The 16,271-nt window shown below is 54.0% G+C and carries 15 protein-coding genes and 1 pseudogene; 7 read left to right on the top strand and 9 right to left on the bottom strand.

The window, feature by feature from the left end:
* Positions 1–54: 54 nt before the first annotated feature.
* Positions 55–393: a DUF3024 domain-containing protein gene (locus tag HMPREF2909_RS09920; protein ID WP_210387917.1), complete on the top strand. Its 339-nt coding sequence runs from the start codon at positions 55–57 to the stop codon at positions 391–393.
* A 297-nt stretch (positions 394–690) separates the two neighbouring features.
* Here HMPREF2909_RS09920 and HMPREF2909_RS07675 read toward each other — a convergent pair whose 3' ends face one another.
* From HMPREF2909_RS07675 to HMPREF2909_RS07640, 9 genes are read right to left on the bottom strand one after another with little or no spacing between them, the layout of a single operon-like run.
* Entirely contained in the window at positions 691–2,151 is a 1,461-nt protein-coding gene (locus HMPREF2909_RS07675) for an AlbA family DNA-binding domain-containing protein (protein ID WP_071415821.1), read from the bottom strand.
* A 12-nt stretch (positions 2,152–2,163) separates the two neighbouring features.
* Positions 2,164–3,639 (bottom strand): class I SAM-dependent DNA methyltransferase, encoded by a 1,476-nt coding sequence (locus tag HMPREF2909_RS07670; protein ID WP_071415820.1) that lies wholly within the window; start codon positions 3,637–3,639, stop codon positions 2,164–2,166.
* Positions 3,640–3,661: 22 nt separating this feature from the next.
* A complete protein-coding gene (locus HMPREF2909_RS07665; protein ID WP_168165277.1) occupies positions 3,662–4,852 on the bottom strand; it encodes a restriction endonuclease subunit S in 1,191 nt (396 codons plus the stop codon).
* Between the two features lie 30 nt (positions 4,853–4,882).
* Positions 4,883–7,360 carry a type I restriction endonuclease subunit R gene (locus HMPREF2909_RS07660; protein ID WP_210387893.1) on the bottom strand — a complete coding sequence of 826 codons (2,478 nt, stop codon included), beginning with the start codon at positions 7,358–7,360 and terminating at the stop codon, positions 4,883–4,885.
* The gene (locus HMPREF2909_RS09390; protein WP_210387892.1) at positions 7,296–7,670 is read right to left on the bottom strand and encodes a hypothetical protein; all 375 of its coding nucleotides are present in this window, start codon (positions 7,668–7,670) and stop codon (positions 7,296–7,298) included. Before HMPREF2909_RS09390 ends, HMPREF2909_RS07660 begins: the two co-directional genes overlap by 65 nt.
* On the bottom strand, positions 7,671–7,901 hold the full coding sequence (locus HMPREF2909_RS07655; RefSeq protein ID WP_071415818.1) for a helix-turn-helix domain-containing protein: 231 nt from the start codon (positions 7,899–7,901) through the stop codon (positions 7,671–7,673). It lies immediately after the preceding gene.
* Complete coding sequence (locus tag HMPREF2909_RS07650) at positions 7,891–9,765, bottom strand: hypothetical protein (RefSeq protein ID WP_071415817.1); 1,875 nt, start codon at positions 9,763–9,765, stop codon at positions 7,891–7,893. Before HMPREF2909_RS07650 ends, HMPREF2909_RS07655 begins: the two co-directional genes overlap by 11 nt.
* Positions 9,762–10,208, bottom strand: coding sequence for an ABC-three component system middle component 2 (locus HMPREF2909_RS07645; protein ID WP_071415816.1), 447 nt, complete (start codon positions 10,206–10,208; stop codon positions 9,762–9,764). Before HMPREF2909_RS07645 ends, HMPREF2909_RS07650 begins: the two co-directional genes overlap by 4 nt.
* Positions 10,205–11,176 carry an ABC-three component system protein gene (locus HMPREF2909_RS07640; RefSeq protein ID WP_148130830.1) on the bottom strand — a complete coding sequence of 324 codons (972 nt, stop codon included), beginning with the start codon at positions 11,174–11,176 and terminating at the stop codon, positions 10,205–10,207. The genes HMPREF2909_RS07645 and HMPREF2909_RS07640 overlap by 4 nt, the downstream gene beginning before the upstream one ends.
* 634 nt (positions 11,177–11,810) lie before the next feature.
* On the opposite strand from HMPREF2909_RS07640, the gene HMPREF2909_RS07635 reads away from it, so the two are divergent.
* The 6 genes and pseudogenes from HMPREF2909_RS07635 to HMPREF2909_RS07610 all read left to right on the top strand — a co-directional run.
* Positions 11,811–12,341, top strand: a complete 531-nt coding sequence (locus tag HMPREF2909_RS07635) for an RNA polymerase sigma factor (protein WP_071415815.1) — start codon at positions 11,811–11,813, stop codon at positions 12,339–12,341.
* Complete coding sequence (locus HMPREF2909_RS07630) at positions 12,338–12,589, top strand: hypothetical protein (RefSeq protein ID WP_071415814.1); 252 nt, start codon at positions 12,338–12,340, stop codon at positions 12,587–12,589. Before HMPREF2909_RS07635 ends, HMPREF2909_RS07630 begins: the two co-directional genes overlap by 4 nt.
* Complete coding sequence (locus tag HMPREF2909_RS07625) at positions 12,586–12,999, top strand: hypothetical protein (RefSeq protein WP_246815537.1); 414 nt, start codon at positions 12,586–12,588, stop codon at positions 12,997–12,999. Before HMPREF2909_RS07630 ends, HMPREF2909_RS07625 begins: the two co-directional genes overlap by 4 nt.
* Positions 12,986–14,125, top strand: coding sequence for a DUF2800 domain-containing protein (locus tag HMPREF2909_RS07620; RefSeq protein ID WP_071415813.1), 1,140 nt, complete (start codon positions 12,986–12,988; stop codon positions 14,123–14,125). The genes HMPREF2909_RS07625 and HMPREF2909_RS07620 overlap by 14 nt, the downstream gene beginning before the upstream one ends.
* Before the next feature lie 23 nt (positions 14,126–14,148).
* The gene (locus HMPREF2909_RS07615; RefSeq protein WP_071415812.1) at positions 14,149–14,694 is read left to right on the top strand and encodes a DUF2815 family protein; all 546 of its coding nucleotides are present in this window, start codon (positions 14,149–14,151) and stop codon (positions 14,692–14,694) included.
* Positions 14,695–14,770: 76 nt separating this feature from the next.
* Positions 14,771–16,153 (top strand): annotated as a pseudogene (locus tag HMPREF2909_RS07610) (DNA polymerase); the annotation flags it as partial.
* Between the last annotated feature and the right edge of the window lie 118 nt (positions 16,154–16,271).

Genomic DNA, 16,271 nt, shown 5'->3' with positions numbered 1-16,271 from the left:
TGCCGGTTCCCGTAGCTTTGAGGCTATGGGAATTTCGCAGCTAACCTCGTCCGTATCCGTCGCTGGTGCGATGCCCGCGTCCCCAAACACCTATGGGAACAGGTCAAGGTTGAAGCCGACGTCGCCGATCGTCACGTCACCATTGTTGAAGTCCGCCCATCAAGGGGCGGGCAAGGTGAGCACGCCCGTTTCCTGATAGCCCGCCTGCGCTACACCAACTCCACCAAACTCTGGTCCCTTTACTGGCGTAACCGTAACCTGAAATTCCACGCCTGCGACATCGAACCATCACCACTCGTTGACGACCTGCAGGACTGCATCGAGAACTCAGCGCCCCCATCTTCTTCGGATAAAAACGCAGGTCACGCGGTTTTGCACCCGCCCCAAACCTAAATGCGCCCAGCGCGCACCCAGCACAGGCAAGCGTCATAACGTATCAACAACTACGTCGTAGGGAAACGTTGGATGACGTCAGTGATACAAACTAACGGTGTGCGAGCGTGTTCTCGACGCGGTATCGCGGGGAACGCTGGCCGTTCGGTTCTGCGGATCGCGTCGCGGGATGCCGGGGTGGCCGTGTGCGCAGATCGATCGCGGCACCGCGACGGCGCGATGGCTGAGTTTTGCACCCACTTTGCGGGTTCGGCGCGGAGCCGTCAAAAGGTATCTGGGTCGCGTAAAAAGGTTTGATTAAGTGCGGGGAGCTTCTTGGATATACTCATCTGCTTCTGGGCTTGGGCTGTTCCACCAGTAGCCAAGTACAGAAGCAGCTCGGTGAACAATTTCGCAAGCTGACGCAAAGACTTTACGGCTGACGTTTTCATCGTTCTGGTGCGTCAGTTCACTACGGATCTTGGGGTTGCGAACGTATTCGTTGGCAAATGACCGGACTCGCGTATCGGAATAGATCGCGCATGCAGGATAGCCTTCAGCTCGCCCGGCATCGGGGACTAATTCTTGTGTTAACAACTGTATAAAGTCGAACTGGCACAACGAATCCAATGAAGCATCATCACCGGGTAAGTCTTCAACTGGTAGCTCTCCTGCGATATCTGGGCGCAGCTCAGGTGTATGAGCCATGAGCGCCCGAGCGGCATCAATCATCAACCCTGACTGCTCTGGAAAGAGGTTGGCTCTTGAAGCATTTACCTGTGTTTCGCGTATCCAAGACCGGTAAGAGTCGTCGGAGCCGCCTCGTAGCACCATAGGGAGCAGTGCGCTCCAGCGTTTATAGCGAACAGCGGCTGCCCCGATGATGTACAGGAATTCGATGACTTCAAGTTGGCGCTTCTTGTCATTGGACGCCCCTTCGTGGATCTCGAATAGTTGATCAACTGCGAATGAAACCAAATCAAGGTTGTTGTACGCCAAGGCTTGTACTGCAACAACAGCGATAACGGTGAGGTTCCGATCCTCCTGAGCACCATATGATTGGAGCGCTTGGCGGAGAAGTTGTTCGACGGGAACTGTGTCTGCGGCTGAAAGATGTGAAGCGACTGCTGCACTCAACGAGCCGTAGGTCATATCGAGAGATAGAGGGATACTGACCGCAGTACCCGTGCTATTGACCTGTAGCTTGGAAAGCTCCTTGATGAGCGCGTCGATAGTGCGGTGGGCATCGTCGCGTATCTGTTGATCGTGTGCCGCAAGAAGACGTTCCCAATGCCCATATCGCAAAGCAACGTTCTGACTACCTTCACGCAGGTACACATCCCCAGCCCGAAATGCCTGGCATTGCTTGCCGTCAGAGTCTGCGTAGTCACCTGCCTTGCTCATCGGAATGGGATACGACGTTCCAGGAGACACGGCGATCAATAGGACATCGCTGCTGTCAACATTATGGATTTGGGCTCGAATATCAATCGGACCCTCTACGTACTTAGCTACACGATCACGAAGTTTCGCACTGTCATATTGATCTGGGTCAAGGTGTTCCTTCTGGGATGGAATCGACCCGTCGTTGTTCACTCCAACGACTAAGTGCCCACCAGGATGCGTGTTAGCCAGGGCAACCACGTCCTTGGCAAATTTAACTCGCCCTTCAGCGCTACCGAGATCGAGGCGGACCTTGAAGTCCAAATGCTCATTCTCGCCCTGCAACAGCAGATTTCGAAGCATCTCCAGATCGGTGCGCGGTTCCCATCTATCCAATCTAAGCCCGCCCTACCGAAGTGCTTCTGCCTGGAGTTCCTTGAACGAATCGAGAATCGATTCGAGACTGTCAACGATCTCGGCTGCTAACTCTTCTGGTTCAGGCAAATTCTCCAAGTCTGCTAGAGCCTTGTCCTTAATCCAGAAGATATCCAATGAAGAATCGTCACGTGCAAAGACTTCGTCTGCGCTGAACTTGCGCCAACGCCCGTCCGGGTTTTCCTCTGACCAGGTTTCAGCGCGCTTATGACGATTACTGGGGTTGTAGGAGGTAATGAAATCCTGTAAGTCATCATGCGTCAGGGGATGCTGCTTTAACGTGAAGTGCTTGTTCGTGCGAAGATCATAAAACCAGATATCTTTGGTTTGACGCTCGGCAGAAGCGGGCATGCGCTGGAAGAAAACTACGTTTGCTTTTACGCCAGGTCGGTAGAAAATCCCAGTGGGAAGCCGCAAAATTGTATGGACATCGCATGATTCCATGAGTTTTGTGCGTACTACCTCTCCTGCGCCGCCTTCGAACAGTACGTTGTCTGGTAAAACTACAGCAGCTTCGCCACCCACCTTCATAAGGGTGTGGATGTGCTGGAGAAAGTTCAGCTGCTTGTTTGAAGTGGTCGCCCAGAAATCTTGGCGTGCGTACACCAGGTCTTCACGCTCCTGCTCACCTTCCTCATTAGTGAACGTCATGGAAGACTTTCGGCCGAAAGGTGGGTTCGAGAGCACATAGTCAAATCGCTCACCTGGGTCGGACAGTAGAGCATCATTACGTGTGATAGGAACGTTGCCACGCAAATCGCCAATATTATGCAAGAACAAGTTCATTAGGCTCATACGGTAGGTATTGGGGACGATCTCCCAGCCACGGAAAGTGTTGTCTTTTAGGAACTCTTTCTGTTCTCGATCAAGCTTGTAATGGGTGGAAATATAGCGTTGAGCAGCGAGGAAGAAGCCGCCAGAGCCACATGCTGGATCAACGATGGTCTTCATCGGTTCTGGCTGAACGCATTCCACCATTGCCTCGATCAATACGCGCGGCGTGAAATACTGCCCCGCCCCAGACTTCGTGTCCTCAGCGTTCTTCTGCAGTAGCCCTTCGTAAATCTCACCCTTCACGTCGGTGGACATAGCAGCCCAGTTTTCCGCATCGATCATCGAGATAATCTTTGCGAGCTTGGCTGGTTCGGAAATCTTATTTTGTGCTCTCTGGAACACTTGTCCTAGGATCCCAGGGAGCTTCCCCAACCGATCGAGCGTCTTGTGATACTGATCCTCTAGCTCTGCTCCGCGCAGTGACCGCAAGTCTTCCCACGCGTAGCCCGCAGGAATATCCAGTGGTTTGTTGTAAGGCGGCTTCGCATATTCATCAGCCATTTTCAAAAAGATCATGTATGTGAGCTGCTCTAGGTAGTCGCCGTAGGCGACCCCGTCGTCATATAAGACGCCGCACATTGACCAAACCTTGAAAATAATCGTAGAAGAATTCATGTCTTTACCTTTCCTGCCAACGCTAAATAGTGGCGAATGCCTGTTGCAGAAGCGAGAAAACCATCTGACGAATCTGTTCGCTCAAAACTTCGAGTTTACGTTGTATGTCATCAAGCTCCTCAAGCGATGGAGCTAGGTCTGCAACTAATGCTTTTTGAGATTCCATTGGGTAATAGAGGAAAGGCGTTGACATCACGACTTTCTGATTTATTTTTGGCATATTTCCAGCCGTGCCAATTGCGTTATTGCGGAAGTATTGACGCACCCTAGAGGACTGCAACTGCAGAAGCATAAAGCGTGGAAGAACATCGGATTTCGGACGCAGTTTCATCATCAAGTCCGGATAAATGAACTCACAGCTTTTGCCAGTATAAAGTGCAGCTGTTCCGACGTAATCGATGGTGTTAGCCCGTTGAATAAGAATATCTTCAGGCTCCAGCCACAGATAGGAGTCTTCCGGCACCTTCAGGTCTACATACTTAAAAAACTCAGGCCTGAATGTGCCGCTTGTAGTAGCGCTTAGGCTTAATGATCGAACGCCGATTTTATCGCTGTTGGGGCGAACAGATTTACCATTTCGCGGCTTATCCTCAAGCAGGTTTCCCAAAGGAATTAACGCTTCTGGATTCCTAGGTACAAATGCCCTATCTATTAGCAGCTGCCGGTATTCCCCAATCCTTCTCGCGGTCGTATTAGTCTGGCCTGCTAAAGAAGTACAGGTCTTCAACATGCCTCGCAAGCGAGCAGTGATCTCTATCTGGATATCTAATGAAGGTAGCGGGATCTCGATGGTGGAGAATTCTGTTAGGGATACCCCGCCAATCAGACCGCCGTGGCGTTTTTTGAATTGTTCTCTGAACTGTGGTGACCGCGTGAATAGGTATAGGTACTCAGGGGTGCACCTTGACGTGTCAGAGACTAGTGCATAAAGCTTGTTGCCGAAGCAGACTTCTTGATTAATCAGTGCGGTTTTCTTGCCAGCGCTTCCACCCTCTGAGCACACGAAGACGGTTCCTGCTGGCGCAGTCTTGAACTTCGGTTCCCCTGCGGGGATTTTTACTCCGTTGTCATAAGTGACTGTCCCATCAAAAGCTACGTCCTTGGTTGCAATATAGGGCAGTCCATATTGAAGGCCAGCATATTTTTGTTTTTTCACAGTGGCGTTGATGGAATTTCCGTTATATATCTGTGCGATATCACCGAGCTTTACCAACGGTACCTCCTTCCCAATTTCTTTCATGAGCTACGCTGCCAGTGCTTCATTGAGGTCGTTGAGTACGTGCATGTATTCCTTTCCGAATACTTGGTAGAAGCGACCGAGTCCACCATGCTCGTCGAATGGAGTGAGCTCAAGGTCGTCAGGGGTAATGGACAACGACATGGCGATGTGATCGCGGATCAGACGCAACCATTTCATTTGCTCATCAGTAAGTTTGATGTTGCCCTGGTTTTTCCGCATTGTCCAGCGCATAAAGTTGTAATTCACTCGGTCAGAGAAAGGAACAAGTTCATCTTGATACCCTGCTTGGAACCGGATGAGTGATACTAGATCGGTCAAGGTGCGAGCAGCACCTCGGGCTTTAACGTTTTCTGGGCGGCGAATGGCATATGCCTCCCATAAGCGTTGAATAGTAATCGCGCCCAACGCTTCCGTGAACTTATCGTGTATCGCTTTGAGCGTTTCCAGATCTTGGTGCCTTTGTGCCCAGGGCAAGTCATAGAAGATGCCGAGCGCAGTGATCTCGTCTCGGTTCGCATCAATAAAATCTGCGAAAGTCTGAATAGCCTCGTCCAACTGTGCTACGTGGTTAGCATCCCAGTCCGAGAAAGTAACTTTGTCGATGTTGACTGTATCTAGTAGCTGTTCGTGGTTGCGGCGGACGTTCTCAACGAAATCTCGCACGTCGGGATCGCAGAACGGTGTGGCAGCTTCGGCTCGCATTTGCTGAGCGGCTTCTGCCAAATCAGATTCGGTCAGTTCATAGTCGTGAGCGTGCTGGGCTTGCGCGTTTTCTTCAATCTTGTCGGGGTTATAAGCGTCTACTAAGGCGCGCACTACTTCTCTGATCGTTAGCCCACCAGTTACTTCTGAGAACTGCAGGAGTTCTTGCGGGGTAAGCTGCTTTTCCATGCGGTTGAGCCGGGAGGCGATGGAGCTGAAGTTACTTTCTGAATGGTTGCCGCTGGCTACGTCGAGCATCAACTTTTTCAGGGATGTAAATGGTTGGCGTTCCCATTGGCGCGAGTCCGTTTTCAATGATTTTGATACGCCAACAGCATCAACTAGGACGAAGTGGTCTTTGGCATGTGTGGCTGAAGGTGTGACGGCTTTTAGCTGTTCATAGTTGACTGTTCGAGTTCCACGGCCTTTCATCTGTTCGAAGTAGTTCTTGCTCTTAATGTCGCGCATGAACAGCAGACACTCAAGAGGTTTTACATCTGTGCCAGTAGCGATCATGTTGACAGTGACAGCGACGCGCGGGTTGTATTCGTTGCGGAACGAACTCAGAGCTTCTTCTGCGTTTTGTGATGAGTACGTGATTTTTTGGCAAAACTCATTGCCAGCTCCGAATTCCTCACGGACGATCTGGATGATGTCATCGGCGTGAGAGTCGGTCTTGGCGAAGATAAGAGTTTTGGGAACTTCAGCGCGTTCAGGGAACATTCGTGGCAAGGCGTCCTTAAAACCTCTGATTACTGTTCTGATTTGGGACGGGTTAACGATGTCATCATCGAGGCGCTGTTTGCTGTATTCAACATCTTCATCCAGTTGCTTCCACCTTTTTGCTCTAGTCAAGCGGTCGCGGTATTCCACCGTTTGTCGTGTGATGATGGCTCCCTCGGTGCCAACTTTGGTTTCTATGGAGTAGATATCGCCAGGAACATTGACACCGTCAATGACAGCATCATCATGGCTGTATTCAGAGACGACGTTTTGGTTAAAGAATCCAAAGGTGCGTTTGTCTGGAGTAGCTGTAAGGCCCAATAGGAAGGCGTCAAAGTATTCGAGTACTTGCTTCCAAACGTTGTAGATAGACCGGTGACATTCATCGATGATGATTACGTCGAACATCTCTGGCGGAACCGACTCGTTGTATACAACTTCTCGGGGATCCGTGTTCAGTCCTACATTCTCGTCTTCAGCTTCCTTCTCGATATCTTCTGGGAGCTCTTTCCCTTTCAAGATTGAATACATACGCTGAATAGTTGAAATATAGATTTGCGAGTCCTTAGGGAAACCTGCTCCCTTCAGTCTTGTCACACCATAAAGCTCGGCAAAAGTTCGGGATTCGCCTACTGGTTTATAAGCGCGAAACTCATCTTCAGCTTGTTTTCCCAGACTTACTGTGTCGACTAGGAAAAGAATGCGCTTCGCTTTAGCACATGCTAATAACCGGTAGCTGGACGTAATGGCTGTGAATGTTTTGCCAGCACCGGTAGCCATCTGAATGAGGGCACGAGGCTTATTTTGCGCAAAAGATGCCTCAAGGTTGACTATTGCGGTCGTTTGGCAGTCACGGAAACCAGAGGCATCGAGTGTCGGAAAATGCTGCATTCTGTTACGTAGTGTGTCGTCGTCTTGTAGCAGTTCCTGCAGTGTTTCGGGACGGTGGAAGGAGAAAACATCGCGTGAACGGTAGTTCTCGTCGGCGTAATCAGTAAATCGTGTGAACTCCAGTTGCCTCGTAAGCAAATCGGATATGGGCAACGGTACTTCCATATCGAAACGCGCTATTGGCATAGCGCGAAGACTGAGGCTCCACTGAGGTAATGTCGTGCCCCTCTTCATCCTTCTTCGCTTCGACAACACCGACCAAATTGCCGTTTATAAACAGGCCATAGTCCATTGGGCCTGTGCTTGTGGCGAACTCACGCACAGCAACCCCAATGGAAGCACGTGGGTTGAAACGGTTCATGCTTTGAACCACCCAACCGGATTCCTCTAGCCGCTTGTCGATATAGAACCGTGCCCTTTGCTCTGGAGTTAAGGCATCCCAGATACTGTTAGGAATGTTATCTTGCATGCTCATTTACCTCTCTTCAGCCTCATTGCGCATCAGGGTGCAGATTTCTTCAATCTCACAGCCAAGGGCGTTGCAGATGCGGGCTAGGACGTCGGTGGTGACGTTTCCGCCTCGTCCGAGCTTGGCGATGGTTGCTGGACTGAGCCCTGTGAGTTCTTGGAGCTGGGTTTTGGTCATGTCACGGTCGATGAGGAGTTTCCACAGGGGTTTGTAGCTGAAGGTGGGGCTATTGGGCATCGGGTTCCTCCGTGTCGATGATGTCCTCGTCGTGGATGTCTTCGAGGAAGCCGTAGCGGCCGTGACCTTCTTGTTTGGTGAAGTAGATCAGGTTACAACGGGATTGCAGTTTAGTGATGTCGGGCATGTATTTGATGTTGTCGACGATGATCATTTGACCGAGGTCTTGACGCTCGGCTAGGAAGTCATACAGGGCTATCGGGATGGTCTCTCGGGCTTCTTGGAGCTCGGGGTCGAGTTGTGGGTCGTCGAGACCTAGGAGCGGGGTGTCGATCATGAGGATGCTTGGACTGTGCACGACAGCATCTGAGGCAAGGTACTCGCGCAGCGTGAGCAGCACCGCCGTGTTGACGAACGAACGGTAGCCCTTACCCTGCTTACTTTTTGTTTTCCCGTTGACCACGCCATCAAACAGTTCACGCGAGAACATTGCACGGTCAAGATGCGGGAACGCACACGCCCCAAGAGTGTCGAGCAGTCCTTCACTCATCGTTTCCCAAAACGTTTCTGGGAACTCATTGGTGGCGTTGAAGTTACCCTTGGGGAACGTCTTAGCTTGGCGCTCAGCGATTTCTTGCTCGATCGCTGTTTTGCGCTCGCGGAGTTCTTCCAACTCGGTTCGCATCGCAACGACTGCATTATTGGCTGCGATGCTGGATGCGAGGGCGTGTAGTTGCGGGCGTAGCTGGTTTTCAATGTGTTCTGTAATGCGTCGCGAGTGGGAGGCCAGTTGTTGTTCTTCTGCAACTAGTGGTGCACCCTCAGTTTCCATTTGGGTGATCGTTTGGCGTAGCCCTTCAAGCCTGGTGAGAAGGTTTTGCCGTTCGCGCGGATCAGGTTCTGCAACAGCAGGTGTTTTGTCTGCTGGCAGGGTTTGCTCACAGATGGGGCAAGATTCGGGTGTGGGGATAGCACTGGTAAGCACGTGGCCTTCGTGAACGAAGTCAAAACGGTCGATTTTGGCTTGGTAGGAGGATGCGAGTTCTTCGTAGCGATGCCGAAGCGCGCTTGACTCGGCTAGCTGGTCACGGATTTCTTGGAGCCGGGAGGCTACCTGTTCACCTTCACGTGCAGCGTTCTCAATGAGCGTGTTGACGTGTGCTACCTGTGCATATAGTTCGTCGATAGTGCGTTGGGCTTGGTCGGGGGTGCTGGTTTTGAGGGTGGCTTCGAGGGTGTCGATGCGTTGGCGTAGCTCGTCTGGTTTTGGAGTCAGGTAGTCGATGATCGCGTTGTTTCGTAGCTTCTTGGTTTCGTTGTTTTCGTCGCGTGCGTATGCGGCGTAGTCCTTGTCGGTGATGAACGCTGCGAGCGTGCATTTAGCGGCGGTGTGTGCCGTGTTTTGCTCTGGTAGGAGGATAGGGGCTTTCTTGGTGATGTTGTCTTCGTCAGCGTAGAACGCGTGGGAAACAGTGCGCCATGTTAGGTTTTGAATGTCGTAGTTCTGGTTCTTGATGACCTTGAGTTCATCAGGATTCTCGAACCCTGCTAGGCGCAGCCACAGGGAGTTGAGTAGCGCCCCGTTTTTGGTCTTGTTGAGCCGGTATTGTCCTGATGGGATCCGCATGTCGGTGCTCGTAACGTCGACGATGGTGTGGCCTTGCCCGATTGGGCGTGTGAGCGTTAGTTGTCCAAATGGGGTGTGTACTCCCATGCGTACTTCGGTGTATCCGGACTGCTCATCAATAGAGAACTCCTTAGTGGCCGAGCCGAACATGTAGTCGATTGATTGCAAGACCCAGGATTTTCCAGTGTTTGATGGTCCGCACACGATATTGAGTCCGTGGGTGAGGTCGATGCGGGATTCTTGGCGGGTGGGGTGTCCTGCCACTGTGATGTGAGTAATCCAAAAGCTTGGTTTCATCGGGACTCTCCTGGGGTGGCTGCGGTGAGAATGATCGATGTGAGCGCATTGGTGTCTTTGTCGCTGACGCGCTCGATTGTTTCTAGTGCGGCGTTGAAGAAGTCTGTCGCGTATTGGGTGCTGAGCCGGTTGACCAGGGTGGTGCCTTCGTCACTGATGCGGAAGAACCCGAGCCCGCTTCGAGGGGTGTAGTGGACGAGCCCTTGGATGGTCATGTGCTGCAAGGCTTGGGTCATGAGGTGGGTGCGGGCGTTCAGTTCGCCGGAGGCGAGCCGGTGGGTTCCATTCACATTCGTCTGACCCAAACCGAAGGTGTGTGCGTTGACTGTGAGAGTGTCAAGGCATGCCAAGTAGTCCACGTCGGTTGGCTCGTCGAGAAGGAATAGGAAGATCAGGGCGCGAAGCTCGGCTTCGAAGCTGGTATCGAGGGCTGAAAGTCTCATGCGTCCACCCACGACAATCTGCCTTGTGCGGCCAGTTCGTGACATGAGCCTTTACGACTCCACACGTCGATAAGGGTGATGATTTGATCGAGCCGCTGACGATCGAGTTGGACTTGAACAGCTTGGGCTAGGGTGGCCAGGAGTCGTTCGACACCGTTTGGGTAGGTGCGCAGGTTTGTGTCGGTGACTCCGGCGTGCATGCTGTCAAGGAACTCGTCGAACATTGCCTTGCCGTTATGGATACAGCTCCATGAGGTTTCTCGTACCCATTCGGCGCTGTAGAAAGCTTTGCGTTGGTCTTGGAAATGAGCCGACCAGCGTGGCGGAATATCGTCAATCACCGGTTTTGGATTGCTTGTGGTCAATCCTTCGCAGTAGGCGTGCAGTAAGGCGGCGACGTAGATGAGTTCCTTGGGCTGAATGTGTTCGGGAACGTCCTTTTTCGGTGGAAGCCCCACTGATTGATCGCCAAGGCGTAGCCGGTTGGTTTTCTCATCAATATACGGTGCAACCGACTGTGGGGCGGGTGTGGTCAGGTTGAACGGAACCTCAAGCGGTGACGGGGCGGCGTCGCGGATAGTGACGAGGACTTCGCGGATGAGTACACCTAACCCGCGTCCAACATTGCCCTTGTTAATTCTCGGGTCGATGCGATTGAGCCTGTCGGCGAGCTCATTGAGAACGGGCTCTTGATACCACTGGAGAAGGTTCGAGGAGAATTCTTCTTCATCCCACCTTCCAGCAAGTTCACCTGCAAAGTCCGGCTTCATCGGATACGAGCCGTTAGCATACCCCTTCCAGGTGGGAATGGCACGCAGCTCGATAGCTGTCCGTTCATCACCCGTGTCAGGCGCGGGTACAAGCCCCAGGTCAATGATAAATGCGGTGAACTCACCAAGTTTGCGGGTGCCTTTCATCATTGGGCGAAGCGCATCGATGAGTTGCATGAAGTTATTCTTCTCGCCCAATTTCACCTCCACAATCGCATTCAATCGCTACCAATCGTTTGACCACCACCTGCTCATACGCAGATTTGTTTAATGGAATAGCAAGAGCGAAACGATTAACAAAATCCTATTCGATTGTACAACACCGCTTCACTCTTGGCGTGTTCATCTACGCGAACGTGTAGTTGTGTCACAACAAGCATGATCAGGAGGTGAGAAGAGACATGGGAACCCGTAACACGAAGCAGACGTCTCGACCGGTCGCCAAGAAGGCGTCCGCACTGCTGCGCGACGGCCGAACCTCAGCCAGAACGAAGTCCGTAGCAGGCTCCGCGCTGGCCCAAGCCAAGCCGCGTAAGGGCAAGTAACACCCCTCGCTGGTGTTTCGCAGCGCGGTCGACAGCCTCGAAACACTCTCTCATTTTTCTTTTCGGCGATGCCGCACCGGTCAACCGGCACGCTGAAACCTTTCTCCTACTTTTCCGCATGCGCAGAGCCGTATTCGGGAAGACCACCGTTGAGCGCTTGATGGGCACCACCTCAATCTGGGTTTAACCCGGCGGGGCTGGTGCCCGTCACTGCATCCGCTCAACATTTCGGTCTTCTCTCGGCAGTCCTCAACGGGGTCTCCCTTTACAAGAAGGGAACCCCACTCATGGGATTCATTACCTATACGTCTGTTGTCGGTGATCCGATCGTTGTTGAAGCTGAGGATCGGTGGGTTGAGATCGTCACTGATCTTGACCGGGCTGAATACAACAACGAACACAGATATCACCGTCAAGACCGTAAAGGCGTCAAGTTCTGCTCGTGGGATGCCTACAACTCCTACGGCAACCAGGAAGCCGGATCCACGCCGTCAGCCGAAGGAATCGTATGCGAGAACGAAACCGCCACTGAACAAGAGCACCTTCTCCAGGCCGTTGGTGAGTTGTTGGTCGAGCTCATCAAGAAGCTGCCGCCTGCGCAGCGGGAGGTGTTCATCGCCATCCGTGTCGAACAGCGGCCTGCAGTGGAGGTTGCCGCTGCCCGTGGCGTGTCAAAAGCGGCGATCTCGAAAACGTTGAAGAAAGCCACTGAACACCTGCGTGAGGGACTGATCGCGGCAGGGGTTAACTCCAGCGATCTTCATGGCCTTCCTGTGAGCGAGGCACACGGCACCGCTCAGGAAGGAACGAACAAATGAGTACCAAGCTCAAGCTCAAGATCGGCAAAAACCCCAACCCCGATGCGGCACTGTCGGCAAAGGAAATCCGAGTCACCAAGCGGATACTGCGCGCCATCTTCGGCACCACCACACCGCTCCACAAGATGGTGATCCTCCTGCCCGGATCCGATACCACGAACGTCGAAGTCCAGATCGCTGAACCCGATGATGACCTCATGGCCTTGGCCAACGCTCTGGACGGGCGCGCGGGAGGTGAGGGGCGATGATGGATTTCCAGACACGCAACCAACTAATCAGCGCGTGGAACCAGGTAGCTATTTATGTCTGTGAGCAGGCGCAAGCACTCGAGGATGACTGGTATGAGCAGGTTGAAGACCATGCGGGCATGATTGGTGACCGCCCGATACCTGCTGCACGACTCATCGGCACATCAGAACCAAGCCGTTCCCCAGCGCACGAAGAAACACCAGACATGTCTCCAGTTGCGGAGCCTGAACCTGCGGTGACGTTGGAGGACGTGCGCGGCGTGCTCGCAGGTCTTTCAGCGCAAGGTCACACGGCGAAGGTGCGTGAGCTGATCGTGGCGGTGGGGGCGGACAAGCTCTCAGACGTCGACCCAGGCAAATATGGGTGGCTTCTTGAGCAGGCGAAGGGGATCGGCGATGGCACCCACTGATCATGCACTCCTCTCGGCATCTGGCGCGCATCGGTGGCTGAACTGCCCACCCAGCGCAGTGCTGGAGTCCCGTGAGCCGGACTCGTCGTCGGCGGCTGCCGAGCAGGGCACCGCCGCACACACTCTGGCGGAGTGGAAGTTGCGCCGCGCCCTCCACCGAGCACCGGGCTTCAAACCCGAATCGACCTGGGTTGATGACGAGATGGAAAACCTGACGGACGACTATGTGGCGTTCGTCCAGGAACACATCTCGTTGGCACGGGAGGCTTGTGGTGATCCGCAGGTGTTGATCGAGCAGCGTCTCGACTTCTCCCACATTGTTCCGGGAGGTTTTGGCACCGGGGATTGCGTGATCATCGCCGAACCTACCTTGCAGATTATTGATCTGAAGTACGGGCAAGGCGTTCTGGTGGAGGCCGTGAACAATCCGCAGTTGATGCTGTACGCGCTCGGAGCGCTCCACGCCTTCGGCGACCTGTACGACATCGAGACCGTGGCGGTGACGATCTACCAACCCCGCCGAGGCAATGTCGACACCTGGGAGGTGCCGGTCGCTGACCTCCTCGCGTGGGCCAAGACGGAGGTCAAACCGAAGGCCGAACTGGCCACGGCGGGTGGGGGCGAGTTCTGTCCCGGCTCGTGGTGCCAGTTCTGCAAGATCGCACCAACCTGCCGGGCACGAGCGGAAGCCAATCTTCAACTTGCCAAGCTCGAATTCGCCCCACCAGCAGAACTGAGTGATGCAGAAATCGCTGACGTGCTGGCCCGGATTCCGCAGCTCAAAACATGGGCGTCGGATGTCGAAGCCTACGCCCTGTCGAAAGCCGTCAACCAGGGAGTGGTCTTTGAGGGGTTCAAGCTCGTAGCCGGGCGTTCTGTACGCAAATACACCTCCGAAACCGACGTGGCGAAGGCGGCTGAGGCGGCTGGTTACAAGGACATCTATGACCGCAAGCTCATCACTCTTACAGCAATGGAAAAGCTCATGGGTAAACCCGCCTTCAACGAGATCCTCGGCGATCTCGTGACCAAACCTGCAGGCAAACCCACCTTAGTTCCTGCATCCGATAAACGGCCAGCACTCGATCTGGTGAGCGCGGCCACTGATTTCCAAACAAACAAGTAACGAACAGAAAGAAGAACAAGGCTATGACTAATCAGAATCCGACTCGTATTGTGACCGGCGAAGTCCGCCTCAGCTATGCGCATGTGTGGGAGCCGAACTCCATTCAAGGTGGCAAGCCCAAGTACTCCACTTCGCTGATTATCCCCAAGTCCGACACCGCCACGATCACTGCGATCGAGAAGGCCGTGGACGCAGCCATCGAGACCGGGATCGGGAAGTTTGGGGGTAAGCGACCCAACAAGGCGGCCCTCAAGCTTCCGCTGCGTGATGGGGATATTGAGCGTGACGACGAAGCCTACAAGGGCGCCTACTTCCTTAACGCTAACTCGCTGACCGCTCCGCAGATCGTCGATCAGAGCGTCGCCCCGATTTTGGATCGCGCCGAGGTCTACTCAGGCTGCTATGCACGAGTATCCCTGTCCTTCTATGCGTTCAACACGAACGGGAACAAGGGTGTGGCGTGCGGGCTGGGGAACATTCAAAAGACCCGTGACGGCGAGAGCCTTGGCGGTGGCCGTGTCTCTGCTGAGACCGACTTCGGTGCACCGGCCGACGACTTCTTGAACTAACCATCCCCACACGTGGAGGGAATCAGCACATCTTGTTGGTTCCCTCCACTTTCCTCTATGTGAAAGGAACCTTGTCATGCGAACACTCTTCTGCGATATCGAATCTTTCAGCCCCGCCCAACTCGCCAAGACAGGCGTCTACCCGTATTGCGAGCACCCAGACTTCGACCTGTTGCTCTTCGGCTATTCGATTGACGGCGGTCCAGTCGAAATGGTGGATCTCGCCAACGGACAATCAATGCCCGAAGAGGTGCTGGCGGCACTGGTAGATCCATCCGTCGTGAAGTGGGCGCATAACGCCGCCTTCGAGCGTGTCTGTCTGTCGGCGTGGCTCCGCCGCCACCATCCCAAACTGTTAAGTGACGGGTTTCTTGATCCGGCGCAGTGGCGGTGCACGATGATCTGGTCCGCCTACCTCGGCCTGCCGATGAGCCTCGACGCGGTAGCCACTGTCCTCAACCTCGACATCCAAAAAGACACAGTAGGCAAGAAGCTGATCAAGCAGTTTTGCACACCCGCCACACCCTCAGTCTTGAATGGCGGTAAGCGACGTAACCCGCCATCAGCGGATCCGACCGGGTGGGCGAGGTTTATCGACTACAACCGGCGCGATGTCGAAGTCGAGCTCGCCATTCACGACAGACTGGCTTGTTTTCCGATGCCGGAGACCGAATGGGATACCTACGCCCTCGACCAACGTATTAACGATGCCGGGATCCTGCTCGACCACACGCTGGTTGATAACGCGGTCGGGGTGGATGAGCACCACCGCAACGCGACACTCGCTCGGGCGCAGAAGCTCACGGGGTTGGACAATCCGAATTCGCCGATCCAGCTCAAACAATGGCTCACCACCCACGGCTGCCACATCGACTCACTCGCCAAGGCTGACGTCGATGCCGCCCTCGACACCGCGACTGGCACGGTGAAAGAAGTACTCGAACTGCGCGGCGAATTGGCCAAGTCATCGATGAAGAAGTACGTGGCGATGCAAAACGTCGCAGGAGCCGATGGCCGAGCGCGCGGGCTTATCCAGTTCTACGGAGCGGGTCGCACTGGACGTTTCGCCGGACGCCTCGTCCAAGTCCAAAACCTCCCGAGGAATTATCTGCCTGATCTCGACCAAGCACGAACCTTGGTCAGAGTGGGTGATCTTGATGCGCTTGAGCTGCTGTACGAGTCCGTGCCCGACACGCTCAGCCAACTCATTCGCACCGCATTCATCCCCAGCCCCGGCAACAGGTTCATCGTTGCGGACTTCTCGGCGATCGAGGCGCGCGTGATTGCCTGGATCGCAGGAGAAACCACCACCCTCCAGGCCTTCCGTGAGGGCAAAGACCTCTACTGCGAAACCGCTTCCCGCATGTTCGGCGTCCCAGTAGAAAAACACGGCATGAATAGTGAGCTTCTTCAGAAAGGAAAATTAGCAGTTTTGGCTTGTGGTTTTGGCGGCTCTGTTGGTGCGCTGAAAGCTATGGGAGCACTGGGTATGGGACTCGCCGAACACGAACTCAAACCCATCGTCGACGCATGGCGGGCCGCCAACCCACACATCGTCCAGCTCTGGGCAGACGTCG

The organism is Alloscardovia sp. HMSC034E08, from assembly GCF_001813415.1.
Lineage (GTDB): Bacteria > Actinomycetota > Actinomycetes > Actinomycetales > Bifidobacteriaceae > Alloscardovia > Alloscardovia omnicolens.
This window is presented reverse-complemented; position numbering and strand designations above follow the sequence as displayed.